Annotated in this window: 17 protein-coding genes and 1 riboswitch; of the genes, 8 read left to right on the top strand and 9 right to left on the bottom strand. The window is 71.5% G+C overall.

Features of this window, described 5'->3' with window-relative positions:
• Nucleotides 1-14: 14 nt before the first annotated feature.
• From ACIPWY_RS06945 to ACIPWY_RS06930, 4 genes are read right to left on the bottom strand one after another with little or no spacing between them, the layout of a single operon-like run.
• Nucleotides 15-1556 (bottom strand): long-chain-fatty-acid--CoA ligase, encoded by a 1542-nt coding sequence (locus ACIPWY_RS06945; RefSeq protein ID WP_401532406.1) that lies wholly within the window; start codon nt 1554-1556, stop codon nt 15-17.
• A gap of 34 nt (nt 1557-1590) precedes the next feature.
• Nucleotides 1591-2358 (bottom strand): 3-oxoacyl-ACP reductase FabG, encoded by a 768-nt coding sequence (gene fabG, locus ACIPWY_RS06940; protein ID WP_362900150.1) that lies wholly within the window; start codon nt 2356-2358, stop codon nt 1591-1593.
• A 35-nt stretch (nt 2359-2393) separates the two neighbouring features.
• The gene (locus ACIPWY_RS06935) at nt 2394-3176 is read right to left on the bottom strand and encodes an SDR family NAD(P)-dependent oxidoreductase (protein WP_401532405.1); all 783 of its coding nucleotides are present in this window, start codon (nt 3174-3176) and stop codon (nt 2394-2396) included.
• A gap of 57 nt (nt 3177-3233) precedes the next feature.
• The gene (locus ACIPWY_RS06930) at nt 3234-4391 is read right to left on the bottom strand and encodes an acyl-CoA dehydrogenase family protein (RefSeq protein ID WP_401532404.1); all 1158 of its coding nucleotides are present in this window, start codon (nt 4389-4391) and stop codon (nt 3234-3236) included.
• A 201-nt stretch (nt 4392-4592) separates the two neighbouring features.
• On the opposite strand from ACIPWY_RS06930, the gene ACIPWY_RS06925 reads away from it, so the two are divergent.
• A complete protein-coding gene (locus tag ACIPWY_RS06925; RefSeq protein WP_401532403.1) occupies nt 4593-5768 on the top strand; it encodes a thiolase family protein in 1176 nt (391 codons plus the stop codon).
• A 78-nt stretch (nt 5769-5846) separates the two neighbouring features.
• On the opposite strand, the gene ACIPWY_RS06920 is transcribed toward ACIPWY_RS06925, so the two are convergent.
• The 3 genes from ACIPWY_RS06920 to ACIPWY_RS06910 all read right to left on the bottom strand — a co-directional run bounded on the left by ACIPWY_RS06920 (nt 5847) and on the right by ACIPWY_RS06910 (nt 9802).
• Nucleotides 5847-7013: a CaiB/BaiF CoA transferase family protein gene (locus ACIPWY_RS06920; RefSeq protein WP_401532402.1), complete on the bottom strand. Its 1167-nt coding sequence runs from the start codon at nt 7011-7013 to the stop codon at nt 5847-5849.
• A 167-nt stretch (nt 7014-7180) separates the two neighbouring features.
• The gene (locus tag ACIPWY_RS06915; RefSeq protein WP_393698915.1) at nt 7181-8338 is read right to left on the bottom strand and encodes an acyl-CoA dehydrogenase family protein; all 1158 of its coding nucleotides are present in this window, start codon (nt 8336-8338) and stop codon (nt 7181-7183) included.
• Nucleotides 8339-8476: 138 nt separating this feature from the next.
• Nucleotides 8477-9802 carry an MFS transporter gene (locus tag ACIPWY_RS06910; protein ID WP_362900161.1) on the bottom strand — a complete coding sequence of 442 codons (1326 nt, stop codon included), beginning with the start codon at nt 9800-9802 and terminating at the stop codon, nt 8477-8479.
• A gap of 192 nt (nt 9803-9994) precedes the next feature.
• Between ACIPWY_RS06910 and ACIPWY_RS06905 the strand changes: the two genes are divergently transcribed.
• The 7 genes from ACIPWY_RS06905 to ACIPWY_RS06875 all read left to right on the top strand — a co-directional run bounded on the left by ACIPWY_RS06905 (nt 9995) and on the right by ACIPWY_RS06875 (nt 18796).
• Nucleotides 9995-11212 (top strand): TetR/AcrR family transcriptional regulator, encoded by a 1218-nt coding sequence (locus ACIPWY_RS06905; protein WP_362900163.1) that lies wholly within the window; start codon nt 9995-9997, stop codon nt 11210-11212.
• A 64-nt stretch (nt 11213-11276) separates the two neighbouring features.
• Complete coding sequence (locus tag ACIPWY_RS06900) at nt 11277-11768, top strand: nucleotidyltransferase domain-containing protein (RefSeq protein ID WP_401532401.1); 492 nt, start codon at nt 11277-11279, stop codon at nt 11766-11768.
• A 49-nt stretch (nt 11769-11817) separates the two neighbouring features.
• Nucleotides 11818-11912, top strand: a riboswitch (TPP riboswitch).
• Nucleotides 11905-13344 (top strand): purine-cytosine permease family protein, encoded by a 1440-nt coding sequence (locus ACIPWY_RS06895; protein WP_401532400.1) that lies wholly within the window; start codon nt 11905-11907, stop codon nt 13342-13344. (Overlaps the previous riboswitch by 8 nt.)
• Nucleotides 13341-14183, top strand: a complete 843-nt coding sequence (gene thiD / locus ACIPWY_RS06890; protein ID WP_401532399.1) for a bifunctional hydroxymethylpyrimidine kinase/phosphomethylpyrimidine kinase — start codon at nt 13341-13343, stop codon at nt 14181-14183. Before ACIPWY_RS06895 ends, thiD begins: the two co-directional genes overlap by 4 nt.
• Nucleotides 14184-14270: 87 nt before the next feature.
• Entirely contained in the window at nt 14271-16229 is a 1959-nt protein-coding gene (locus tag ACIPWY_RS06885) for an NAD-binding protein (RefSeq protein ID WP_362900171.1), read from the top strand.
• A gap of 220 nt (nt 16230-16449) precedes the next feature.
• Nucleotides 16450-17553 carry a serine/threonine-protein kinase gene (locus ACIPWY_RS06880; RefSeq protein ID WP_401532398.1) on the top strand — a complete coding sequence of 368 codons (1104 nt, stop codon included), beginning with the start codon at nt 16450-16452 and terminating at the stop codon, nt 17551-17553.
• 79 nt (nt 17554-17632) lie between these two features.
• Complete coding sequence (locus tag ACIPWY_RS06875) at nt 17633-18796, top strand: ADP-ribosylglycohydrolase family protein (RefSeq protein WP_401532397.1); 1164 nt, start codon at nt 17633-17635, stop codon at nt 18794-18796.
• On the opposite strand, the gene nhaA is transcribed toward ACIPWY_RS06875, so the two are convergent.
• Entirely contained in the window at nt 18790-20691 is a 1902-nt protein-coding gene (nhaA, locus tag ACIPWY_RS06870; RefSeq protein WP_401532424.1) for a Na+/H+ antiporter NhaA, read from the bottom strand. The genes ACIPWY_RS06875 and nhaA overlap by 7 nt on opposite strands.
• Nucleotides 20692-20856: 165 nt before the next feature.
• Nucleotides 20857-24006, bottom strand: a complete 3150-nt coding sequence (locus ACIPWY_RS06865; RefSeq protein ID WP_401532396.1) for a GH92 family glycosyl hydrolase — start codon at nt 24004-24006, stop codon at nt 20857-20859.
• Nucleotides 24007-24136 lie beyond the last annotated feature (130 nt).

Here is a 24136-nt window from a genome sequence, read left to right as displayed (position 1 = left end):
TCAGTGGATGTTCTCTACTTGAGGCGGGCCCGCAGCTCTCTCTTGAGGACCTTGCCGTTGGGGTTGCGGGGCAGCGCGTCGACGAAGTGCACACGGTGGGGCTTCTTGTACGAGGCGATGCGCTCCCGCGTGAAGTCGATGAGCTCCTGCTCGCCGGGGGCGTCGGCGCCGCGGCGCAGGACGACGACGGCGGTGACGGCCTCGCCCCACTTCTCGTGCGGGACCCCGACGACCGCGGCCTCAAAGACGGCGGGATGGTCCGCGAGGGCGGACTCGACCTCGGCCGGATACACGTTCTCGCCGCCGCTGACGATCATGTCCTTGATCCGGTCGGCGAGGAACAGGTAGCCGTCTTCGTCAAGGTGGCCGCCGTCGCCGGTGCACAGCAGACCGTCGGCGTCGAACAGCGCCGCGGTCTCCTCGGACCGGTTCCAGTACCCGGGTGTGTTGTGGCGGGAGCGGATGCGGATCTCGCCCACGGTGCCCGCCGGGACGGGCCTGCCGGTCGCGGTGTCGGCGATGACGACGTCGACACCGCGCCGCGGCCGGCCCACGGACCTGAGGAGGTGCCGCTTCGGCCCGTCGGCCTGGTGGTCCTCTGGCGGCAGCTGCGTCACCGTGCCGCCGCCCTCCGTCAGCCCGTACTTGCCCATGAATTGGCAGTCGAAGAGGGTCATCGAGCGGCGCAGGAGCGCGGGGGTGACGGGGGCGGAGCCGTAGGTGATGAGGGTGAGGCGGGAGAAGTCGCGCCGCTCGATTCCGGGGAGTTCCGTGAGCATGTGGAGCACCGACGGGACGAGGAAGGCGTGGGTGACATCCTCGCTCTCGATGGCCTCCGCCGCCGCGTCCGGGGTGAACTCCGGGAGCATCAGGCTGTTGGCGCCGGCGGTGAGGGCAACGCGCAGCCAGCCGAGGCCTCCGATGTGGAACATCGGCAAGGCGTTCAGCGCGACCGACCCGGTCTCCCAGAAATACTCCTCCAGCTCGGTCGCGTCGGCGAAGAAGTTGCCGTGGGTGAGCAGGACGCCCTTGGGCAGACCGGTGGTGCCGGAGGTGTAGATCTGCAGGAACACCTCGTCCGCGTCGGCGGCGGTGCCGCAGCCTGGGTCGTCGTCGGGTTGGCCGGCGAACCAGGTCTCGTACGCGGGTACGGCCGGGTCGTCCGGCGGTCCGATGACGACGAGGCGCAGGCCGGGGAGGGCCGCGCGGACGGCATCGGCCGCGGCCCGGAACTCGGGCTCGACGAGCAGGACGCGCAGCTCGGCGTCGCGGGCGACGGCGGTCAACTCGGGTGTGGCGAGGCGCCAGTTGACCGGCACGGTGACCAGGCCGGCCTTGGCGGCGCCGACCAGGATCTCGCCCGCTTCGTTGCGGGTGCGGGCGAGGAAGCCGATGCGGGACCCGGCCTCGGCATCGGCTAGGAGGGCCCTCGCGATCCGGTTGCTTCGCGAGTCGAGTTCGGCGTAGGAGACGGTACGGCCCGCGCACGTGAGCGCTGTTGAGCTGCCTCGCTCACGGGCGTGCAGGCGGATGGCGTCGGGCAGATGCAGGCCCATGAAGGAGTCCCTCTCCGTCGTCTTGGGTGGTGCGTCAGCCCTTGGGGCCGCCGGCGACATAGAGGATCTGGCCGGAGACGAAGCCGGCTTCCTCGCGTACGAAGAAGGAGACCGCCTGGGCGATGTCCTCGGGGCGGCCGCCCCTGCGGACCGGGATGGTCTTGGCGTACCGGCCGGTGAACTCCTCGAAGGTGATGCCCATCCGCTCGGCGGTCGCCTCGGTCATCTCGGTCGCGATGAAGCCGGGGGCCACGCAGTTGGCCGTGACGCCGAACGGGCCGAGCTCGATGGCCAGGGTCTTGGTGAGCGCCTGGAGACCGGCCTTGGCGGAGGAGTAGTTGGACTGGCCGCGGTTGCCGAGCGCGGCCGAGGAGGACATGTTGACGATCCGCCCCCACTTGGCGTCGACCATGTGGGACTGGCAGGCCTTGGCCATCAGGAAGGCGCCGCGCAGGTGGACGCCGATGACGGAGTCGAAGTCCTGCGGGGTCATCCTGAAGATGAGGTTGTCGCGGATGATGCCGGCGTTGTTCACCAGCACGGCGGGGGTGCCGAGTTCGGCGGCGACCCTGGCGACACCGGCCTCGACCTGTTCGGGGTCCGAGACGTCGCAGCCGACGGCCAGTGCGCGTCCGCCCTCCTTCTCGATCTCTTCGACTGTACGGGCGCAGGCGGCCTCGTCCAGGTCGAACACGGCGACGGCGAAACCGTCGCGCGCCAGTCGTGCGGCGGTCGCCGCACCGATGCCCCGGGCGGCGCCGGTGACGACGGCGACCTTCTGGGCGGAGCTGTCTACGGACACGGGGGACTCCCTGGTCAAGAGCGGGTGGGGACGGTCTACTTCGGGGCCATGCGGATGGCGCCGTCGAGGCGGATCGTCTCGCCGTTGAGCATGGGGTTCTCGATGATGGACGTCGCCAGGTGGGCGTACTCGTCGGGGTTTCCGAGGCGCGAGGGGTGGGGCACCTGAGCACCGAGGGCGTCCAGGAACTCCTGCGGCTTCTTGTTGAGGAGCGGGGTGGAGAAGAGACCGGGGGCGATCGTCATCACGCGGATCCTGGCGGCAGCCAGGTCGCGGGCGATGGGCAGGGTCATGCCGACGATGCCGCCCTTGGACGCGGAGTAGGCGCACTGGCCGATCTGGCCCTCGAAGGCGGCGGCGGACGCGGTGTTGATGATGACGCCGCGCTCCCCGTCGACCTCTTCGGTCCGCGCCATCTCGGCGGCGGCGAGGCGCAGCACGTTGAAGGTGCCGATGAGGTTGACGCCGACGACGAACTCGAAGTCTTCGAGGGCGTACGGCGTTCCGTCGCGCTTGACGGTGCGGCCGCCCTTGCCGAGGCCCGCGCAGTTGACGGTGATGCGCAGCGGGGCCTGTGCGGCGGCGGTGGCCACGGCGCGGGCGGCGTCGTCGGCGCTGCGCACGTCACCGGCGACGAAGTGACATGAGGCGCCGCCGGGAGCGCGCTCGCCGAGTTCCTTGGCGACCTGCTCGCCGTTGGAGGTGGGCAGGTCGAGCAGGACGACGCGGGCGCCCTGCTCGACCAGGCGCGTGGCGGTGGCGAGGCCGAGGCCCGAGGCGCCACCGGTGACGACGGCGGAGACTCCGTTGATCTGCATGGTGTGGATTCCGTTCCTGGATGAGGTGCCGAGGGTGGCTCGACGGGGCTTGGTGGTTCAGAGGCCGATGGACTTGGCGATGATGGTCTTCATGACCTCGCTGGTGCCGCCGTAGATGCGCATGACGCGGGTGTCGGCGTACAGGCGGGCGATCGGGTACTCGAGCATGTAGCCGTAACCGCCGTGCAACTGGAGGCACTTGTCGATGACGCGGCCGGCGGTCTCGGTGCACAGGAGCTTGGCCATGGCGGCGTAGTCCGCGGACAGCTCGCCCTGCGCGTCGCGCTCCAGGGCCTCGTACGCCATGAGCCGGGCGGCCTCGGCCTCGGTGGCGCACTCGGCGAGGACGAACTTGGTGTTCTGGAAGGACGCGACGGACTTGCCGAAGACCGTGCGGCCTCGGGTGTACTCCTTGGCGAACCGCACGGCGGCGTCGGCCGCGGCGGCCGCCTGGACGGCGATGACGAGGCGCTCGCGCGCCAGGTTGCGGCCCAGGTGGAAGAAGCCCTCACCCTCCTCGCCGAGCAGGTTCTCGACCGGCACCTTGACGTCGCTGAAGGACAGTTCCGCGGTGTCGGAGGCGTGCAGGCCGATCTTGTCGAGGCTGCGGCCGACGGTGAAGCCCTCGCTCGTGGCGTCCACGACCAGGATCGACAGGCCTTTGCGACGGTTGTCGGCGGGGGCGGGTGAGGTGCGGCAGACCACGAGGACCAGGTCGCACTGGGTGCCGCCCGTGATGAAGGTCTTGGCGCCGTTGAGGACGTAGTGCGTGCCGTCCCGCGACAGGACCGCCTTCGTCCGGATGCCGGCCAGGTCCGAGCCGGTACCGGGCTCGGTCATCGCGATGGACAGCATGATGTCGCCGGATGCACAGCCGGGCACCCACCGCCGCTTCTGCTCCTCGGTCCCGAAGCGCAGCAGGTACGGCACGATGATGTTGGCGTGCGTCATCGCGGTGCCGACGGTGGCTCCGGCGCGCGCGACCTCCTCGGCGAACACGGCACCGAAGTGGTGGCCGGTCTCGGCGCCGCCGCCGTACTCCTCGGGCACCTCGATGCCGAGGACGCCCGGCTCGCCGAGCTTGCGGTAGAAGTCGCGCGGCACGGCCTTGGCGGCCACCCAGTCCTGCAGGTGCGGAACCGCCTCCTTGGCGAGGAAGTCCCGGACCACCTGCCGGAACGCCTCGTGCTCCTCGTTGAAAACCGTGCGCGGCATGACTGCCTCTCCCTTGATCGCGGGTTAGCCAGTTTTCACTTTCACGCGCGTTTACGCTGCTGTCAAGGCACCGACGAGGGAGAGCATCACCTGGACAGCGAGGTTAGCTTGGAATAACTTATTGCTACATCGCGCCTGCTCGCGACCACGCCCCCTCTCCGCCACCCTCCCCTCGCCCACCCCCTCCCCAAGGAGCAGCCCATGCGTGACGCAGTCATCGTCGACGCCGTGCGTACCCCCGTCGGCAAGCGCGGCGGTTCCCTCTCCGGCATCCACGCCGTCGACCTCTCCGCCCACGTCCTGACGGCCCTGGCCGAACGCAACGGCCTCGCCCCCGCCACGGTCGACGACGTCGTCTGGGGCACCGTCTCCCAGGTCGGCGAGCAGGCCGGGGTCGTCGGCAGGTTCGCCGCGCTCGCCGCGGGCTGGCCCGAGTCCGTGCCCGGCGTCTCCGTCTCCCGCGCCTGCGGCTCCTCCCAGCAGTCCGTGCACTTCGCCGCGGGCCTGGTGACGGCCGGCCAGTACGACATCGCCGTCGCCGGTGGGGTCGAGTCGATGAGCCGGGTGCCCATGGGCTCGGCCCGCAGCGTCCCGGCGGCCGGCGAGGCGTACGGCCCGCTGGTCCTCAACCGCTACTTCCCGGGCGGCGAGGGCGAGTTCGACCAGGGCGTCGGCGCCGAACTGATCGCCGAGCAGTACGCCTTCACCCGGACCCAGCTCGACCAGCACGCCCTGGACTCGCACGAGCGCGCCGCCCGCGCCGTCGACGAGGGCCGCTTCACCGCACAGATCACGCCCGTCACGGTCACCACCGAGGACGGCACCACGCGCGTCTTCGACACCGACGAGGGCGTCCGGCGCGGCTCGACCCTGGAGAAGCTCGCGGGCCTCAAGACGCCTTTCAAGGCGGACGGCGTGGTCAGCGCGGGCAACTCCTCCCAGATTTCCGACGGCGCCGCCGCGCTCCTGATCACCACGAGCGAGATCGCGCGGCAGAACGGCTGGACCCCGATCGCCCGCGTGCACACGGCCGTACTCGCCGGCGCCGACCCGGTCACCATGGCCCTCGGCCCCGCGCCCGCCACCGCGAAGGCCCTCAAGCGCTCCGGCCTCTCCATCGGTGACATCGGCGCGTTCGAGATCAACGAGGCGTTCGCCCCGGTCACCCTGGCCTGGCTCAAGGAGACCGGCGCCGACTACTCGCTGATGAACCCGCTCGGCGGCGCCATGGCCATCGGCCACCCGCTCGGCGGCTCCGGTGCCCGCCTCATGACGACACTGGTGCACCACATGCGTGACAACAACATCCGCTACGGCCTCCAGGCGATGTGCGAGGCGGGCGGCATGGCGAACGCGACGATTCTCGAACTGCTCTGACCTGTACGGGAGTTCAGCCCGAAGAAAGGGAGGGGAGGGGAGGCCGGCGGGCCGCCCCTCCCCTCCCTTGTTCTGCCGTCAGCCCTTCGGGGCGAGGGCGTCGACCGTGGACGCGTCCAGGCCGGCCTCCTTCAGGACGTCACGCGTGTGCGCGCCGACGACCGGCGCGGGCCGCGGGGTGGCCGCCGGCGTGCCCTGAAAACGAGGGGCGGGCGCCGGCTGGAGCAGGCCGTCGTCGGTGTAGTACGTGCCGCGGGCCACGTTGTGCGGATGGGTCGCGGCCTCCGTCAGGCCGTACACCGGCGTGACGCAGGACTGCGTTCCGTCGAAGGCCTTGGTCCACTCCTCGCGGGTGCGCTCCGCGAAGATCCGGGCGAGCCGCTCCCCCATCGCGGGCCAGGCGTCCCGGTCGTGCTGCCCGGCGAACAGCGGGTCTTCGGCGAGACCGAGGACCTCTCGAAGCACCGCGTAGAACTGCGGCTCGACGCTGCCGACGGCCATGAACCCACCGTCGGAGGTGCGGTAGGTGCGGTAGAAGGGCGCGCCCCCGTCGAAGAGATTGACGCCACGCGCATCCTCCCAGCGATCGACCGCCAGCAGGCCGTGGATGAGCGCGAGTTGGACCGCCGTACCGTCGGTCATGGCGGCGTCGACGACCTGGCCTTTGCCGGTGTGGGCCGCGCTGACCAGGGCGGTGGTGATGCCCAGGGCGAGCAGCATCCCGCCGCCGCCCATGTCGCCGAAGAGGTTCAGCGGGACGGGCGGGTTCTCATCCGCAGCGCCGAGCGCACCCAACGCCCCTGCCACCGCGATGTAGTTGATGTCGTGACCGGGTGCCTGGGCCAGCGGCCCGTCCTGGCCCCAGCCCGTCATACGGCCGTAGACCAGCTTGGGGTTACGGGCCAGGCATGCCTCCGGGCCGAGGCCCAGGCGCTCGGCGACGCCGGGGCGGAAGCCCTCGATGAGCGCGTCGGCGCTGTCGACGACGGCGAGGACGGCCTCGACGCCCGCCGGGTCCTTGAGGTCGAGGGCGACCGAGCGGCGGCCCCGGTGCAGGATCGGGTGCTTGGAGGCGGTGCCGGCCTCGGCGGGGCGATCGACGCGGATGACCTCGGCGCCCTGGTCGGCGAGGAGCATGCCGGCGAAGGGGCCCGGGCCGATGCCGCCGAGCTCGACGACACGGATACCGGCAAGCGGCCCCGCGGAGGGTGAGGCGGAGGGGATGGAGGTGGGTGCGGTGGTCACGGAAGGGCGGCTCTCTCGGGTGGCTGGAGGGGAACGCGGGCGGAGGCATCGGGAATGGCGGGGATATGAGGAACGGCCGCCCTGCCAGGGGTGGGGCAGGGCGGCCGGAGTGCGCCCGGGCCGGCCCGCCGGGGGTGATCGGGCGGCCCGGGCACGTCGGTGCGGACCTAGAGACCCAGGTCCTTCGCGATGATCGTCTTCATGACCTCGCTGGTGCCGCCGTAGATGCGGGAGACGCGGGTGTCCGCGTACAGGCGGGCGATCGGGTACTCGAGCATGTAGCCGTAACCACCGTGCAGCTGGAGGCACTTGTCGATGACGCGCGCGGCGACCTCGGTGCAGAACAGCTTGATCTTGGCGGCGTCGGCGGGCGACAACTCGTGCCGGTCGTCGAGCTCGATGCCCTTGTCGACCATGGCCTGTGCGGCCTCGACCTCGGCGGCGCACTCGGCGAGCACGAACTTGGTGTTCTGAAAGGCGGCGACCGGCTTGCCGAAGACCTGGCGCTCCTGGACGTACGCCTTGGCGAAACGGATCGCGGCGCTCGCGGTGGCGACGCCTCCGACGCCGATGGACAGGCGCTCGCGGGCGAGGTTGTTGCCCAGGTAGGAGAAGCCCTTGCCGACCTCTCCGAGGACGTTCTCCACCGGCACCCTGACATCGGTGAAGGAGAGTTCGGAGGTGTCCGAGGCACGCAGGCCGATCTTGTCCAGCTTGCGGCCGTACGCGAAGCCCTCGCTGTCCGTCGGGACGACGAGCAGCGTCAGACCGGAGCGGCGGTCCTCCGCCGTGGGAGCGGAGGTGCGGGCCACGACGACGCACAGCTCGGAGTTGAGGGCGCCGGTGATGAAGGTCTTCGCACCGTTGAGGACGTAGTGCGTGCCGTCGTCGGACAGTTCGGCCCTCGTGCGGATGCCCGCGAGGTCGGAGCCGGTGCCGGGCTCGGTCATCGCGATACAAAGGGTGATCGCGCCACTGGCGATGCCCGGCAGCCAGCGCTTCTTCTGCTCCTCGTCGGCGATGTTGAGCAGGTACGGCAGGACGATGCCGGTGGTGACGGTGTAGTGGCCGAAGGAGACGGCAGCTCGTGCGCACTCCTCGGTGATCACCGTCTGGTACTTGTAGCTGGTCTCGCCCGGACCGTCGTACTCCTCGGGGATGCCGAAGCCCATCACCCCGAGTTCGCCGAGCTTGTGGAACAGCTCGCGCGGGACGCGGTTGTTCTTCTCCCACTCCTCGTAGTGCGGGGACACCTCCTTGGCGATGAAGTCCCGGACGACGGACCGGAACGCCTCATGGTCCTCGTTGTAGACAGTGCGCTTCATATGTCGTCACTCCTAAGTTATCGCTCATTCACTTTCTTGCCAGTCTTGCCTGATGTCAAGGCATGCATGGGTGTGAGTGATGGTTTTCGACGCGTCTCTTTCCCTCGGTCCGTCCGTCTGCTCCGTCGACCCCGTCGGCTATCGGGACGCCGCGGCCAGCTTCGCCGCGTCCCGGTCGGGGTGGACGAGAAGGAGCGCGGCCACGGCCCCGATGATCATCGTGATGCCGAGGGCCAGGAAGCCGTCCCCGTAACCGGCCGCGGCGGACGTCCCGGCGTCGACCAGCCTGCCGATCGCCAGCGGTGCCACGACCCCGCCGAGGCTGTAGACGGCGGCGATGATCCCGAACACGGTGGAGCGCTGTTCCGCCGGCGCGACATCGGCGAGACCGGCGAAGGCGACGCCGTACCCGGCGGAGTTCAGACACGCGCCGAGGACGAGCAGCGTCATCTGCGGCACCCCTCGGTCCAGCGAGGAGAAGGCGACGGTACACAGCCCGGAGGCCAGGACCATCGCGGCGGGGAGGACGCCTCGGGCGATCCTGTTCCCGACCCCTCTTTTGGTCAGCGCGCCGGAGAGCACTCCGACCAGGATGACGGCGACCGCGGATCCCAGATAGGGCAACACGACGAGCCGGCCCGCGGTGGTCGCGTCGTAGCCGAGTCCCTCGCGCAGATAGAGCGGCAGCCAGCTGACACCGACGGACGTGTTGGCGTACGCGACGAAGAACAGGAGCGCCATGCCGATCAGCGTTCCTGTGGAGAACAGACGCCGCAGCGGCACCCGCTCGGGGAGCACCGCCGCCGCCACGTGGTGATCGCCGGCCCGCACACTCTCGGGCCCGGCGTCCCCGCCGAGCAGCCACAGCACCGCGAAGGCCGCGCCGAACGCCGCAAGGACGCCGAAGGCCGCGTGCCAGGAGTACGTCTCGATGACCCAGGTCAGCAGGGGTGCCGCGATCAGCGGGCCGACCCCGGCGCCGGCGATGACGAGCGAGCTGGGCACACTCCTCCGGTGTGCGGGGAACCACGAGTGCGCCACCTGCATCGCCAGCGCGACGGTCGGCCCCTCGGCGAAGCCGAGCAGCACCCGGCACGCGATGATCGTGGTGAAGCCGACCTGGGCGGCCATGGGGGCGAGGCTGAGTGCCCACACCGCGGCGATCCCGGCCAGCAGCCAGCGCGCCCGCACCTTGCCCCCGAGCCAGCCGCCGAGCACGGAACCGACGGCGAAGAGCCAGAAGAAGCTGCTCTGAACGACGCCGAACCGGGAGCCGTCCAGGCCCAGTTCCTTCTTCATCCCCACGCCGGACAGGGCCACGACGACCTTGTCCGCGAAGTTGACGAGCATCAGGCAGACGAGCAGGGCGAGGACGTACCACGCCCTGCGCCGCACGGCGGACGCGCGGGACCCGGACGCGGTCACCGACGGCGAGCCGGGCACTTCTTGTCGGTCGACGGCCATGACGGCCCTCCCTGATCCACGGGGCTGATGTGAGCAGGAAGTGAAGCAGCTCTAACCATGTGGCGCAATGGATTGGACGCAGGGCATCTAGCGTTGGCGGATCTGAAAGCAACAGAGTGATTTCTGTCTAACGCCACCCGGCCGTTCCACATGTTGATCACAGCGTTGCCCGGATGTTGTACCTTTGCCGAAATGGACGACGGCGAGGGGCGAACCGGGATGCAGACGCAAGCGTCGGGACGGACGACCGCGCGCAGACCCCCGGACCGCAAGGCCCGGATCATCGCCGCCGCGTCCGGTCTCTTCCGCGAGCGCGGCTACCACAACGTCTCGGTGGCCGATGTCGCGGCCGAGGTCGGCATCACCGCCCCGGCCCTCTACCGGCACTTCCGCGGCAAGCCCGACCTGCTGCTCCACGTCGTGGACGCCACGGTCAACGCGATCTCGGTGTCCCTCGCCGCGGCCCCGGACCTGGACACCTATCTCCGCACGAGCGCGAGCGAGACCATGGACCGGCGCGGCTCAGCCGTCCTGTGGCAGCGCGAGGCCAGGCACCTGCCGGAGGACCGCCGCAAGGAACAGCGCCGCGCCCTCAAGGACGTCGCCGACCGGATCGCCGGCCTGATCGGCGACGAGCGCCCGGACCTCGACGCGTCCGACCGGCAACTCCTCGCGTGGTCCGTCCTGTCGGTGTTCGGCTCCATCTCCTGGCACCGCACGTCGCTGCCCCGCCGCCGTTTCGAAGAACTCCTCCACCGGCTCGCCCACGCCGCCGCGCACTGCCCCCTCGGGACGAGTACCGGTGCCGAAGCGGGAACTGCGCCGGGCGGATACGCGGGCCTCGCGGTCTCCCGCCGCGAGGAGATCCTCGTCGAGGCGATCCGCCTCTTCGACGAGCGGGGCTTCCAGTCCGTCAGCACCGACGACATCGGCGAGGCCGCCGGAGCGACCGGCCCCAGCATCTACAAGCACTTCCCCACCAAGACCGACCTGCTCGTGGCCGCCGTGCTGCGCGGCGGCGAACAGCGGCGCGCGGGCACGGCACAGGCACTCGCCAAGCCCGGCACCCCGCGCCAGACCCTCGACCGACTGCTGCGCTCGTACATCGAATTCGCCCTGAGTCAAAGCCACTTGATCGGTCTGCTGATCGGCGAGCTGGACCAGCTCCCCGAGAAGGAGCGCAAGGCGGCCCGGCAGAACCAGCGGGAGTACCTGGCGCTGTGGGTGCGCCTGCTCGACGAGGTGCGCCCCGGACTCGACACCGCCGAGGCCAGGATCGTCGTCACCGCGGTGCTGACGGTGGTCGACAACGCGGCCCGGACGGGCTCCGCGGGCGACCGCACGGACCTCGCCGAGCGCCTCGCCGAACTCGGCACGGCACTGCTCCTGAGCGAGAATCCGCCCGCGTAGGCCCATGGCCGGCCGACACCACCCCTGCGCACCGGCCGATGCCGCCGCCTTCGGAGGTCAACTGATGGACGTCGACAGCGTGTTGGACATCCTGGCCGTGCTGCGCCGCGCGGGTACGCACGTGTGGATCGGCGGGGGCTGGGGCATCGACGCGCTCGTCGGCGAGCAGACGCGCGAGCACGGCGACCTGGATCTGATGCACCGACAGGAGCAGGAGTCCGTCGTGGTCGCGGCGCTCGCGCGTCGAGGGTTCACCGAGAGCCTCGACTGGCGTCCGGTGCGGTTCGTGCTTTCGGCGCCCGACGGCCGCGACCTCGATCTGCATCCGCTGACCTTCGCCGCGGACGGGTCCGCCGTCCAGGCCTCCCCCGATCCGCGAAGTCCCTTCGCCTACCCGGCATCGCGCTTCGTGACCGGCACCATCGGCGGAGTCACCGTGCCGTGCCTGTCGGCCCAGCGGCAGGCCGATTTCCACCAAGGGTACGAACCACGCGAACAGGACCTTCACGACATGGCGCTTCTCCGGGCCGCGTTCGGCATCGCCACGCACTTCTGAGCCACGCCCCCAGCTTGCCTCCCGCGACAGGGAAGCTACTCTTGCCGACGTACCGGACACGGGGTGCCCCGAACGAGGGCTGAGATCACACCCGTCGAACCTGAACCAGTTAGCACTGGCGGAGGGATGTCAGCCAATGTCGTTGCCCCATGCCCCGAGCAGCACCGGGACCACCGGACCACGCTCCGTCTTCGACGGGCGGATGCCCGCGGCGCCCGGTGACCTGCGGGTCGAGGCGCGCGGAATCGCGCCGGTCCCCGAGACCCACCGCTACGGCGGCGCCGGGCGCCTGTTCACCGTGTGGTTCGCCCCGAACCTGACCATGACCGGCGTCTTCACCGGCACCGTCGGTATCGCACTCGGCCTGGACTTCGCCACCGCGCTGGCCGCCGTCGTCCTCGGCACCCTCGTCGGCGCCGTGCCCACCGCGTATCTCGGTACGTGGGGCAGCGCGACCGGCGCGGGGCAGCTCCCGCTGGCGCGGCTCGCGTTCGGCCGGGCCGTCGCGGTGCCCGGCGTCCTGCAGTGGCTGTCGTCGGTCGCCTGGGACGCGCTGATCGGCCTGTTCGGCGGCGACGCGCTCGCCCGGCTGTGCGGCTGGCCGTTCTGGGTCGGCGTGCTCGTGATGATGCTGGCGCAGGGCGCGCTCGGCGTGCTCGGCTACGAGGCCGTCCACCGGCTGCAGAAGCTGATGACCTTCGTCCTGGCCGCCGCCTTCGCGGTCCTCGCCGTCAAGCTTCTCGACGGTGTCCATCCGGTCACCAACGGGGCCGCGCACGGCGCCGACCAGGCCGGCGCGTTCGTCCTGACCAGCACGATCGCGCTCAGCCTGTCCCTGTCCTGGGCCCCGTACGCAAGCGACTTCAGCCGCTACCTTCCGGCGGCCACCTCCCGTAAGCGCATGTTCTGGTTCACACTCCTCGGCGTCACCGTCTCCTTCGTCGCCGTCCAGGCGCTGGGGCTGTGGGGCGCCTCCGTCTTCACCGACCAGACCGCGCGCGGTGTCGACGAGCTGCTCGGCGGCGGCGTTCTCGGTTCCTTCGGGCTGCTCGCCGTGGCGCTGGCGGCCCTGTGCAGCAACGCCATGAACGACTACAGCGGCTCGCTGGCCCTGCAGACCATCGGCGTCCGGATCCCGCGGCCGCTCGCGGCGGCGCTCGCCGCGGTGCTCGGCTTCCCACTGGTGCTGTGGATGCACGCCGCCGACACCGCGGCCCGCTTCCAGAACGTGCTGCTGTTCGTCGGCTACTGGATCCCCGGCTTCGTCGCGGTCGTGGCCGTCGACTGGTTCGCCCGTGCCAGGGCCCGGGGCGGCGCGCCGGTCGACCTGGCCACCGAGTCCGCCCGGCCGCAGCCCTGGTGGCCCGGACTCCTCGCTTTCGTCGCCGCCTTCGCCGCGGCGGTCCCGTTCATGGACAGCGGCCTGTACGTGGGCCCGGTCGCGAAGGCCCTGCACGGCGCCGACCTCGCTTACTACGTGGCCTTCGTCGCCGCGCTCGTCGTGTACGCGCCCCTGAGACTGCGCTGCCCGACCGCCGTCGCCCCCACCGCACCCTACGAGGAGGCCCGCACATGACCGTGCCCGTGAGCAGCGGACGCGTCGCGCCGCCCCGCGTCCTGACCGTCGCCGGTTCGGACTCGGGCGGCGGCGCCGGGATCCAGGCCGACCTCAAGACGATGCTGGCGCTCGGCGCCCACGGCATGAGCGTCGTGACGGCCGTCACCGCGCAGAACTCCCTCGGGGTCCAGGGCGCGTGGGAACTCCCCGTCGACGCGGTGCGCACGCAGTACCGCAGCGTCGTGGACGACATCGGCGTCCAGGCGGTCAAGACCGGGATGCTCTCGTCGCCGGTGCTGGTGGAGGCGGTGGCCGAACTGCTCGCCGGTACGGACGCCCCGGTGGTCGTGGACCCGGTGAGCGTGTCCAAGCACGGCGATGCGCTGCTCGCCGAGGACGCACTGGACGCGGTACGCACGAAGCTGCTGCCGGTCGCGACGGTGGCCACGCCGAACCTGGACGAGGTGGCGCAGCTGACCGGTCTCACCGTCACGGACGACGACGGCATGCGCCGGGCCGCGGCGCGGCTGCTGTCGTTCGGACCGCGCTGGGTGCTGGTCAAGGGCGGCCATCTGCCGGGGGCGGCCGTTGACCTGCTCACCGACGGCACGCAGGAGCACTGGCTGCGCGCTCCCCGCCACGACAACCGGCATACGCACGGCACGGGTTGCACCCTGGCGTCGGCCGTCGCCGTGGGTCTCGCCCACGGCCTGCCCGTGCCGGAGTCGGTCCGCCGGGCGAAGGAGTACGTCACGGGGGCGATCGCCGCCGGGTTCGCGCTGGGGTCGGGCATCGGCCCGGTCGACCACGGGTGGCGCCTGCCGGGCGACCGGTCCGACGCCGGGCGACGGGACTAGGGCCCACAGGGTGGACGCAACACGCCCACCTGCACACATTCAGGGCCCGACGTGCGCTCACACCCTGCCGTCCACTTGACTGTTGCCATGACCACCCTGCCCCGCCAGCCTCAACAGGCCCCACCGTCCGGCCACATGATCGTGTGCGGTGGTGACGCGCTCGCCGAGCGGCTCGCCGCCGAACTGCGCGCCGTCTACGGCGAGCGGGTCACCGTCGTCGTGCCCTCGGTCCGCGTCACGAGACAGGGATCAGGGCCGGCCGGACGGGCGCGCGCGGCAGCCCTGCTCTCGCGGATGCAAGCGGTCGTGAACCGTACGGTGTCCGCCGTGGCCGACGACAGCGTCCCGACGCCGCGCGTCCTGGAGGCACCCGAACTGGACGAGCAGGCGCTGGCCGAGGCGGGCGTCGCCGACGCCGCCGCGCTGGCCCTCGTACACGGCGATGACGAGACGAACATCCGGGCCGCCCTGGCCGCCCGCCGTCTCAACCCCCAGCTGCGCCTGGTCATCCGGCTCTACAACCGCAAGCTCGGCCAGCACCTGGAACACCTCCTCGACCAGGCCGCCGCGCTCTCCGCACCCGGCGTCGACCCCGAGGCGCTGGACACCACCACGACGGTCCTGTCCGACGCCGACACCGCCGCTCCCGCACTCGCGGCCACCGCCGTCGCCGGTACCAGCAAGGTCGTCCAGGCCGACGGGCTCCTGCTGCGCGCCGTGGACCGCACCCCGCCGGGCCGGGGCGAGGTCGCCGACCCTGGCCTGTGCACCCTCGCTCTGCTGTCCGCGACCGCGAACGACCCGGCGGGCGCCGAGGGTTCGGACATGGGCGGCGCGGAAGGGCCGCTGCTGCTGCCCGACGAACGCACGGTCGCCGCGGCCACCGGGCGCGGCACCGTGGTCCTGGAAGCCGTCTCCCCCGCCGTCGCCGCGCCCAACGGCCGTGCGACCAGCCGCCGTATGCCTCTCGGCTCGCTGTTCTCGCGCCGGCTGCGCTGGTCCCTCGCCGGTCTCGTCTCGAGCGTCCTCGGCCTGGCCGTCGCCTCCTGGGCGACCACCGGCGACCATCCGCTGCACGCCGGATACCTCACTCTCCTCGACCTGTTCGCCATCGACGACCCCGCGATCGGGGAGCCGCTCGCCCGCCAGCTCCTCCAACTCCTCACGGGGCTCGCCGGACTGCTCCTCCTGCCCGTGCTCCTCGCGGCCGTCCTCGAAGCCCTCGGCACCTTCCGTACGGCGTCGGCGCTGCGCCGGCCGCCCCGCGGTCTGTCCGGCCACGTCGTGCTCCTCGGCCTCGGCAAGATCGGCACCCGGGTCCTGTCCCGCCTGCGTGAACTCGGCATCCCCGTCGTCTGTGTGGAGGAGGACCCCGAGGCGCGCGGCGTCGCCCTCGCCCGCCGCCTGCGGGTACCCACCGTCATCGGCGATGTCACGCAGGAAGGTGTCCTGGAAGCCGCCAAGGTGCACCGGGCCCACGCCCTGCTCGCCCTCACCAGCAGCGACATCACCAACCTCGAGGCCGCGCTGCACGCGCGGTCGGTCAAGCCCGACCTGCGGGTGGCGCTGCGCCTGTTCGACGACGCGTTCGCGACGGCCGTCTACCGCACGCTCCGCTCGGCGCACCCCCTGGCTCTGACCCGCAGCCGAAGCGTCTCCACTCTCGCCGCGCCCGCCTTCGCCGGCGCCATGATGGGCCGCCAGATCCTCGGCGCCATCCCCGTCGAGCGCAGTGTCCTGCTCTTCGCCGCCCTCGATGTCGCGGGGCATCCGCGGCTCGACGGCCGGACCGTCGCCGACTCGTTCCGGGCCGGTTCCTGGCGGGTGATCGCGCTCGACGCCACGGCGCCCGGCGAGCGCCGCCCCGATCTGGCCGCGTCCCCCGCCGACGACGACCCCGACCGCCCCACCGGCCTCGTCTGGGACCTTCACCCCGGGTACGTGCTGAGTTCCGAGGACCGCGTGGTGGTGGCCGCCACCCGCCAGGGCCTGGCGGAACTCCTGCGGCACGGCCCCCTGGCCCGCACCCGCGCCGCGGACTCCTAGGAGGTGTCCGGCTCGGTGTGATCACCGCCTCGCGCCTTCCGAGCGTGCCGTCCGGCCAAGTGTGATCATCGGCTCTCCGCGCGCCTTATCCTTGTTCCCGCCACACCCCTCCCGCTCGTCCTCGCACTCGCGCGGGGCGAAGTACGTTCCGTGGCAACCAAATTGACGGGGCAGTCTTCCAAGGGTGGTGCGCAAGGTGTTGCTGGCGGATCGGTACCGGTTGCACAAGACGATAGGCCGCGGCGGCATGGGTGAGGTGTGGCAGGCGACCGACGAGATGCTCGGCCGTCCCGTGGCCGTGAAGCTGCTCATCGCCCAGGACTCGGATCCGTCGGCGGCGGCCAGGTTCCGTATGGAGGCGCAGACCTCGGCGTCGCTCAGCCATCCGCACGTGGTGGGTGTCTACGACTTCGGTTCCTGGGAGCACCGTTTCTATCTCGTCATGGAACTCGTCGAGGGCGGCAGCCTGGCCCACGAGACCGCGGGTGGCGCGCGGCTGACGCCGGAGCGGGTGGCGGACATCGCGGCCGGCGCGGCCGGCGGTCTCGCGGCGGCCCACCGCCAGGGCGTGGTGCACCGGGACATCAAGCCGGGCAATCTGCTGCGCACCCCCGACGGCACGGTCAAGCTGGGTGACTTCGGCATCGCCCGCTTCCTCGACGATCCCGCCGCCGGGCTCACCACCACCGGGCAGATCGTCGGCACCGGCCTGTATCTGGCGCCCGAGCGTGCCCTCGGCAAGAACGCGGGCCCGGCGTCCGACGTGTACTCGCTCGGCTGCGTGCTCTATCAACTCCTCACCGGGAACCCGCCGTTCCAGGCCGACACCGCGACAGGGCTGCTCTACCAGCACGTGGACGCGGCTCCGGTGGCCCCGGGCCGGCTCGGTATCCAGCTGCCTCCGTCGTTCGAGAACTATCTGCTCGGCCTGCTGGCCAAGCAGCCGGAGGACCGGCCGACGGCCCAGGAGGTCGCGGACTGGTTCCGCTCGGGTGCCTGGCAGGGCCGCCCCGAACCTCTCCCGGAGCCGGTGCCGGTGGCCCCTGCCGCGACGCCCGCTCCGCACCTGCGCGCCGCCCCGGAGATCCGGACCACGTCCACGACCTACCAGCTGCCGTCGTCCGGCCGGGCGGCGCACCGCGGGGCGGGGCGCCCCCGGAGCGGCGGCGTCATGGACGCGGCGAGACGCAGACCGAGAGTCATCGGGACCATCGCCGCGGCCGCTCTCTTCGTCGCGTCCCTCCTGATCGGCATGGCGTGGTTCGCCCCCGACGACAGCGCCGCGACCCCGCCGACGAGCGCCCCGTCCCCCTCCGCGCACTGACGGACCGCCCGTTCTCCCGGGACGCGCTGCGGCGATCATGGGGTGCGCCGCCTTCTGACCGACGACCATGGAGTTCACCGTGCACAGCCGATCCTGGGCCGACCTCGCCGTCCACCGCAGCCGCGTACGCGGATGTCTCCTCGGCGGCGCGCTCGGTGACGCGCTCGGGTATCCCGTGGAGTTCCTCTCCCTCGACACGATCCGTGCCACGCACGGCGCTGCCGGAGTCACCGGCCTGGTGCCCGACGCCGACGGCGTGAGGGGCCGGGTCAGCGACGACACCCAGATGACCCTGTTCACCGCCGAGGGGCATCTGCGGGGGTACTGCCGCAGCCGGGACCGGGGCATCGGCGGCGCGGAGGCGGCCATCGTGCACGACGCGTACCTGCGGTGGCTGGAGACGCAGAACCATCCCGGGCCGCTGCCCGAAGAGGACCTGCGCCACCGCATCGGGTGGCTGCGGCACGAGCCCTGGCTGTACGCGCGCCGGGCGCCCGGCAACGCCTGCCTGAGCGGCGTCGAAGCGGGATTCACCCCCGACCCCTACGGGACGCCCACCGGCGAGCCGGGGCCGGTGAACCCCAACTCCAAGGGCTGCGGCGCCGTCATGCGCTCCGCGCCCTTCGGACTGACGGGCCTCGGCGCCGGCCGCTCCTTCGAACTCGCCGCCCAGTGCGCCCAGATCACACACGGCCACCCCACCGGCTATCTCGCCGCCGGTGCGTTCGCCGCCCTCGTCAGCCACCTCGTGGACGGCGAGTCGCTGGAGGGCGCGGTGCTGCGCACCCTACGTCTTCTCGGTGGTTACCCGGGCCACGAGGAGACCACGGCCGCGCTGAGCCGGGCCGTCGCGCTCGCCGAGGAGGAGGGCGAGGCGACCCCCGAGAGGGTCGAGACGCTCGGCGCCGGATGGGTCGCGGAGGAGGCCCTCGCCATCGGGGTGTACGCGGCGATGGCCCGCACCCGTCCGCAGACCTTCTACGTCGGCAAGGAGGGCACTGTGTGCAACCCGAAGCCGCCGCGCACACCGATCGAGGCCGCGTTCCTGCTCTCGGTCAACCACTCGGGTGACAGCGACTCCACGGGCTCCCTGTGCGGCAACATCCTCGGCGCGCTGCACGGCGACGTGCACCTCCCGCACCACTGGCTGACGGAGATCGAGGGGCGCACAGCCGTCGCACGGCTCGGCGACGACATCGCGGCCGAGATCCGGCCCGGCGAGAAGCGTCCCTGGAACTACTGACGCCGAGGCCGGCGTCTGCCGGCCAGCACCGCCCGCTCCTTGGCCGCGCGCACCGAGGCCGACAGCCCTTCGATGTCGTACGCCCCGTGGTGGCGCTGTCCGTTGACGAAGAACGTGGGTGTTCCCGAGACCTGGCTGAGGTCGGCCGACTCGACGTCCTCGGCGACCCGCCCGACGCCGGCGTGCGCCCGCAGGTCCTTGTGGAACCGGTCGGTGTCCAGGCCGAGTTCCCCCGCGTACTTCAGGAGGTCGACGGCCCGCAGGGCGTCCTGGTGGGTGAACAGCAGATCGTGCATCTCCCAGTACGCCCCCTGCTCCCCCGCCGCTTCGGCCGCCTCCGCGGCGAGCTGGGCCTGCGGGTGCACGTCGTTGAGGGGCAGGTGCCGCCACACGTAGCGGATGTCCCCGAAGCCGGCGAGCAGTTCGCGCACGACGGGTTCGGCCTGTCCGCAGTAGGGGCACTCGAAGTCGCCGTACTCGACGACCGTCACGGGCGCGTCGAGTGGTCCGCGCACATGGTCGCGGTCCGGGTCGACCGGCACGGCCAGGTCGATGACTCCCTCGGCCGTTCCGAGGAGGGCCCTCATCCGGGCGGGGCGGGGCAGGATCGCGATGATCCAGGAGACCAGCCAGGTCATCAGGAACGCGCCGGTCACCGCGCTGAGGATGCCGATCTTCGCCTCGGCCAGCTGGTCGCCGTCGAAGGCGAGGGTGGCGATCAGCAGGGCCACCGTGAACCCGACGCCCGCGATGGCGCCTCCGGCCGCGGTGGCGCCCCAGCCGACGGGCGGGCGCAGCCGGCCGCGGCTGAGCCGGGTCGTCAGCCAGGAGGCGCCGACGATGCCGAGCGGCTTGCCCAGGACGTAGCCGATGAGGATGCCCAGGGTGATCGGCGAGGTGAACGCGCGGGCCAGTTCACCGCCGCTGATCTCGATGCCCGCGTTGGCGAGGGCGAACACCGGCACGATCACATAGCTGGTCCACGGGTGGTAGAGGCGCTGCAGCCGCTCGTTGGGGGAGAGCGCCGACGCGAGACCGATGCGGACCGACCGCTCCAGATCGGGCGTCGGCTGCTCGCGGAAGAGCCGGAACAGTCCGCTCGCCCGCTCCAGAGCGGTACGGCTCGCGGGGTACGCGGAGGTCAGCAGCCCCATGGCGAGACCGGTCACGACGGGGTCCACCCCCGACTCCAGCAGCGCCACCCAGGTCGCGACGGCCAGGAGCGCGTACAGCCAGCCGCGCCGGGTGCCGGTGGCCCCGACCAGCAGGATCACGCCGAACAGGCCGAGTGCGACCAGCAGGGCGGGGACGTCGATGTCGCCGCTGTAGGCGACGGCGATGATGATCAGCGCCACGAAGTCGTCGACGACGGCCACGGTCAGGATGAAGATGCGCAGCCCGTCGGGCAGCCGGTTGCCGAGCAGGGCCAGCATGCCGAGGGCGAAGGCGGTGTCGGTCGACATCGCCGCGCCCCAGCCGTGGGCCGTGCCCTGTCCCGCATTGATGGCCAGGTAGAGGGCGACGGGGACGGCCATGCCGCTGAGTCCCGCGATGAGGGGCAGCGTGACGCGCCGGCGTTCACGGAGCTCGCCCATGTCGAACTCGCGCCGCGCCTCCAGGCCGACGACGAAGAAGAACATCGTCATCAGGCCGCTGTTGACCCACTCCCGCAGTTCCAGCGACACTCCGGCGGAACCGACCCGCACGGAGAGGTGCGTCCCCCAGAACTCCTCGTACGTGCCGGGGCCGATGTTCACCCAGGCCAGTGCCGCGACCGTCGCGACGAGCAGCACGGAGGCGCTGCCGGTCTCGGTGCGCAGAAAATCGCGCAGCGGCGTACGCAGGTCCTCGCCGCTCGTCGTCTGCCCGTCGAACCCCGAGCTCATCGGCGGCATTCCCGTCTCTCGATGGCCCGCGCGGAGCATGGCCGGCGCCTGCTCGGGCGAGCGCCCGAGCGCGGTGAGACGGTAGTTGACGCACGGCGGCACGGACGAATCGACACGGCGACCGCGTTCGAGTGCCCGCCCCTTGAGGCGGGCACTCGATCAGACCGGGTGACCTCAGCCGAGGCCTACCGCGAAGACGTGCAGGTTGGCGTTGTCCGGCAGCGTCACGCTCTTGATGTGCTTCCCCTCCGGTACGTCGAAGGGCTTGGTGGCGAAGACGTACGCTGCGGGCCCGGTGCCTCCTGACTGGTTGCGGTGCTCGGTGCGGGCCACGGTCGTGTTGCCGAAGACGGGTTCCGTCCCGCCGCCCGGCAGGGTCCAGTCACCGAAGGACAGATCCGCGGTGGCGGTCGACCCGTCGGTGAAGGTCACGGTGGCGCTGCCCCGCTGATCGCTGTGCGTCGCCGAGCCCACGAACAGCAGTTTCCCTGCGTCCTCGGCCCGGTCCGCCAGGTCGATGCGCTGACCCGCGGCGACGACGTTGTCGGGGCGCCCTTGGGGCGCGGCAGGCCACACGAAGGACGTGCCCGCCACCTCGACGCGCGTGCCGCCCTTGAGACCGGCGGCCGCAAGGCCCTGACGGGAGTAGGTGTTGCCGTCGCCGTCGTAGTCGCCCTGACCTCGGTCGGCGTCGTCGGAGGAACCGGTGTTGTCGTACCCGGCGGCGAGGCCGCCCTCGGGGGCGACGAGCACGAACACGGAGAGCTGGACGGGCTTGTCCCCGGCCGCCTGCCCGCGGACCGTCAGGGGGATCTCGTAGTAGCCCTCGGCCGTGCCGGCGGCGGCCTTCACGGACAGGGCGAGCTCGCCCGCGCCGGTCTTCGCGTCGAGGCCGAGCCGCCCGCCCTCGGGCGAGACGGTCAGCCCTTCGGGGGCCTTCGCGGTGACGGTCAGCGCCTTGTCGTGCCCGGCCAGACGCTGACCGTGGACGGCGACCTTCGCGGCGTCGCCGCCGGGGACGGCCGACGCCGCGTTGGGTGTCGCGCTCGCGAGGAAGGAACGCTCGCCCGAACGGTAGGAGGGCGGCGCGGCCTTGGCGGACGTCGCCCAGGTCTTGTCCGGGGTGTTCGACAGCGTGAAGTCGAGGCGCGCCCCGTCCTTCACCGCGGCCTGCGGGAGATAGGTGCGCTCCCAGGTGCGGCCGTCGAGCGCGAGCCCGTGCACGTACGGCGTGTCGGCGGACGCCTGCGGAGCGTGGATGTCGAGATCCCGTCCCTTGCCGGGAAGATCGAGGACGGCGCGCTCGAAGAGCGGGCTGTGCACGGCGAGATCCGGGGTGCCGGGTGTCGACGGATACAGGCCGAGCGCGGCCCACACGTACCAGGAGGACTGGGCTCCGAGGTCGTCGTTGCCGGGCTCGCCGTCGGGAGTCGGGCTGAACAAGGTGGTGGCGACGTCCCGCACGGCCTTCTGCGTCTTCCACGGCATGCCCAGGTGGTTGTACACCCACGGCACACCGAAGTCGACCTCGTTGCCGGCCCACATGTACGGCTCGTTCGGACCCGCGTTCAGCTTGGTGAAGAAGGTGTCCAGGCGGTCGGCGGCGGCGTCGCGCCCGCCCATGGCCGCGATCAGACCCTCGGTGTTCTGCGGGACGAGCCAGTTGTACTGTGCCGCGTTGCCCTCGTCGAAGCCGTCCTGGCCGAACTTGCCCGGGGGCGGCGGCTGGTAGGCCGGGCCGTCCGGGAAGCGGCCGTCCTCGCCGCGCGGCTGGAGGTAGCCGGTGGCGGGGTTGAGGATGTTCTGCCAGTTCTGGCCCCTGCGGGTGAAGGTGGCGGCGGTGTCCTTGTCGCCCGCGGCCTTCGCGAGCTGCGCGATGGCGAAGTCGTCGATCGCCCACTCCAGGGTGACCGAGCCGCCCACGCGCTGGTGGTCGCCGCGCGAGGCGTCGTTGTTGGGCATGTAGCCGCGCTCGACGTACTCGCCGATCCCGGGCCGCTCCTTGTACGCACCCGGGGTGTCGTCCACCGAAGTGGCGCCCTTGACCAGGTACTTCAGCGCCTTCTTGAGGTCGAAGTCGCGGGCACCGAAGGCGTACAGGTTGGCGATGAGGGGGACGGAGTTGTCGCCCGTCATCTGGCCGGTGTAGTCGTTGGCCAGGGGCCAGCGCGGCCACCAGCCACCCTGTTCGGCGTCGTTGACGAGCGACTGCGCCATGTCACTGGCCTGCTTCGGCCACAGCATCGCCTGGAGGGGTGCCAGCGAGCGGTAGGTGTCCCAGTCGGAGAAGTTGGCGTACTGGTTGTGCCCCGCGGGCAGCGTGCGCACCTTGTCGTCGAAGCCGATGTAGCGTCCGTCGGTGTCGTTGAAGGTGTTCGGGTGCATCAGCGAGTGGTACAGCGCGGTGTAGAACGTCTTCAGTTCACCGGTGTCGCGCCCGGCGACGCGGATCTTGCCGAGGGTGTCGGCCCACTGGTCGCGGGTCTGCTGGTGCAGGGCGTCCAGGCTCCAGCCGGGCACCTCGGCCGCCATGTTGGCCTCGGCGCCGTCCACGGACACGTACGACATGGAGACCTTGGCCCGCACCGTGCGCGAGTCGGCCGTCCCGAAGGTGAGGTAGGCGCCCGCCTTGGGGGCGTCGACCGAGTCGGTGTCCTTGGAGACGGTCTTGCCGTCCCAGGTGCCGTGGGCGGTGAAGGGACGGTCGAAGGTGATCGCGTAGTGGACCGTGTACTCGTTGCCCTTGCCGCAGAAGTTGCCGGTCGTCGCGGACCCGGTGACCTGCCGGTCGCCGACGACGCGCAGGTCGGCGCGCTTGTTGCCGGAGAGGCTGGCGCCGCCCTTGACCAGCACCTGGGCCGCGTCCGCCCCTTCGGGGAACGTGAACTGCGCCAGTCCCGTACGTGTGGTGGCGGCCAGTTCGGCCCGCACCTTCGAGTCCGACAACGTGACCGCGTAGTAGCCGGGTTCGGCCTTCTCGTCGTCGTGCGAGAAGGACTCGGTCCGGTCCCACGGAGCCGATCCGACGTCTCCGGTCACGGGCAGGATCGGCACGTCGCCGAAGGCGGTGCAGCCGACCGAGGCGTGATCGAGGCTGAAGCCGCGGATCTTGTCGCTGTGGTACTGGTAACCGGCGTACGAGCCTGCCGTGTCCGGCGAGAACTGCATCATGCCGAACGGGGCGGAGGGGCCGGGGAAGTTGTTGATCTCACCGACGCTCTCGCCGCCGCGGCCCGTGCCGATGAGCGGGTCCACGTAGGCGGCGGGATCGTCCACCAAGGACGGCTTCGCGGCGGCGGCAAGGGAGTTGGCTGACGTGGACAACGTTGTCCTGACTGCTGACAACGTTGTCGGAGCGGCTGAGGCCACCGCCGACGCCCCCATCAACAACCCGGCCGCCAGCGCGGCGGCCACCGCGCTACGGGCTCTACGACTTCTCGGACGTGTCACACAT

The sequence above is a fragment of the Streptomyces sp. NPDC090032 genome, assembly GCF_044748025.1.
Classification (GTDB): domain Bacteria; phylum Actinomycetota; class Actinomycetes; order Streptomycetales; family Streptomycetaceae; genus Streptomyces.
This window is presented reverse-complemented; position numbering and strand designations above follow the sequence as displayed.

Coding starts and splice junctions, on each gene's coding strand:
- ACIPWY_RS06945 (WP_401532406.1), bottom strand. CDS start 1,556: ATGGGCCTGCATCTGCCCGACGCCATCCGCCTGCACGCCCGTGAGCGA.
- ACIPWY_RS06935 (WP_401532405.1), bottom strand. CDS start 3,176: ATGCAGATCAACGGAGTCTCCGCCGTCGTCACCGGTGGCGCCTCGGGC.
- ACIPWY_RS06930 (WP_401532404.1), bottom strand. CDS start 4,391: ATGCCGCGCACGGTTTTCAACGAGGAGCACGAGGCGTTCCGGCAGGTG.
- ACIPWY_RS06925 (WP_401532403.1), top strand. CDS start 4,593: ATGCGTGACGCAGTCATCGTCGACGCCGTGCGTACCCCCGTCGGCAAG.
- ACIPWY_RS06915 (WP_393698915.1), bottom strand. CDS start 8,338: ATGAAGCGCACTGTCTACAACGAGGACCATGAGGCGTTCCGGTCCGTC.
- ACIPWY_RS06910 (WP_362900161.1), bottom strand. CDS start 9,802: ATGGCCGTCGACCGACAAGAAGTGCCCGGCTCGCCGTCGGTGACCGCG.
- ACIPWY_RS06905 (WP_362900163.1), top strand. CDS start 9,995: ATGGACGACGGCGAGGGGCGAACCGGGATGCAGACGCAAGCGTCGGGA.
- ACIPWY_RS06900 (WP_401532401.1), top strand. CDS start 11,277: ATGGACGTCGACAGCGTGTTGGACATCCTGGCCGTGCTGCGCCGCGCG.
- ACIPWY_RS06895 (WP_401532400.1), top strand. CDS start 11,905: ATGTCGTTGCCCCATGCCCCGAGCAGCACCGGGACCACCGGACCACGC.
- thiD (WP_401532399.1), top strand. CDS start 13,341: ATGACCGTGCCCGTGAGCAGCGGACGCGTCGCGCCGCCCCGCGTCCTG.
- ACIPWY_RS06885 (WP_362900171.1), top strand. CDS start 14,271: ATGACCACCCTGCCCCGCCAGCCTCAACAGGCCCCACCGTCCGGCCAC.
- nhaA (WP_401532424.1), bottom strand. CDS start 20,691: ATGCCGCCGATGAGCTCGGGGTTCGACGGGCAGACGACGAGCGGCGAG.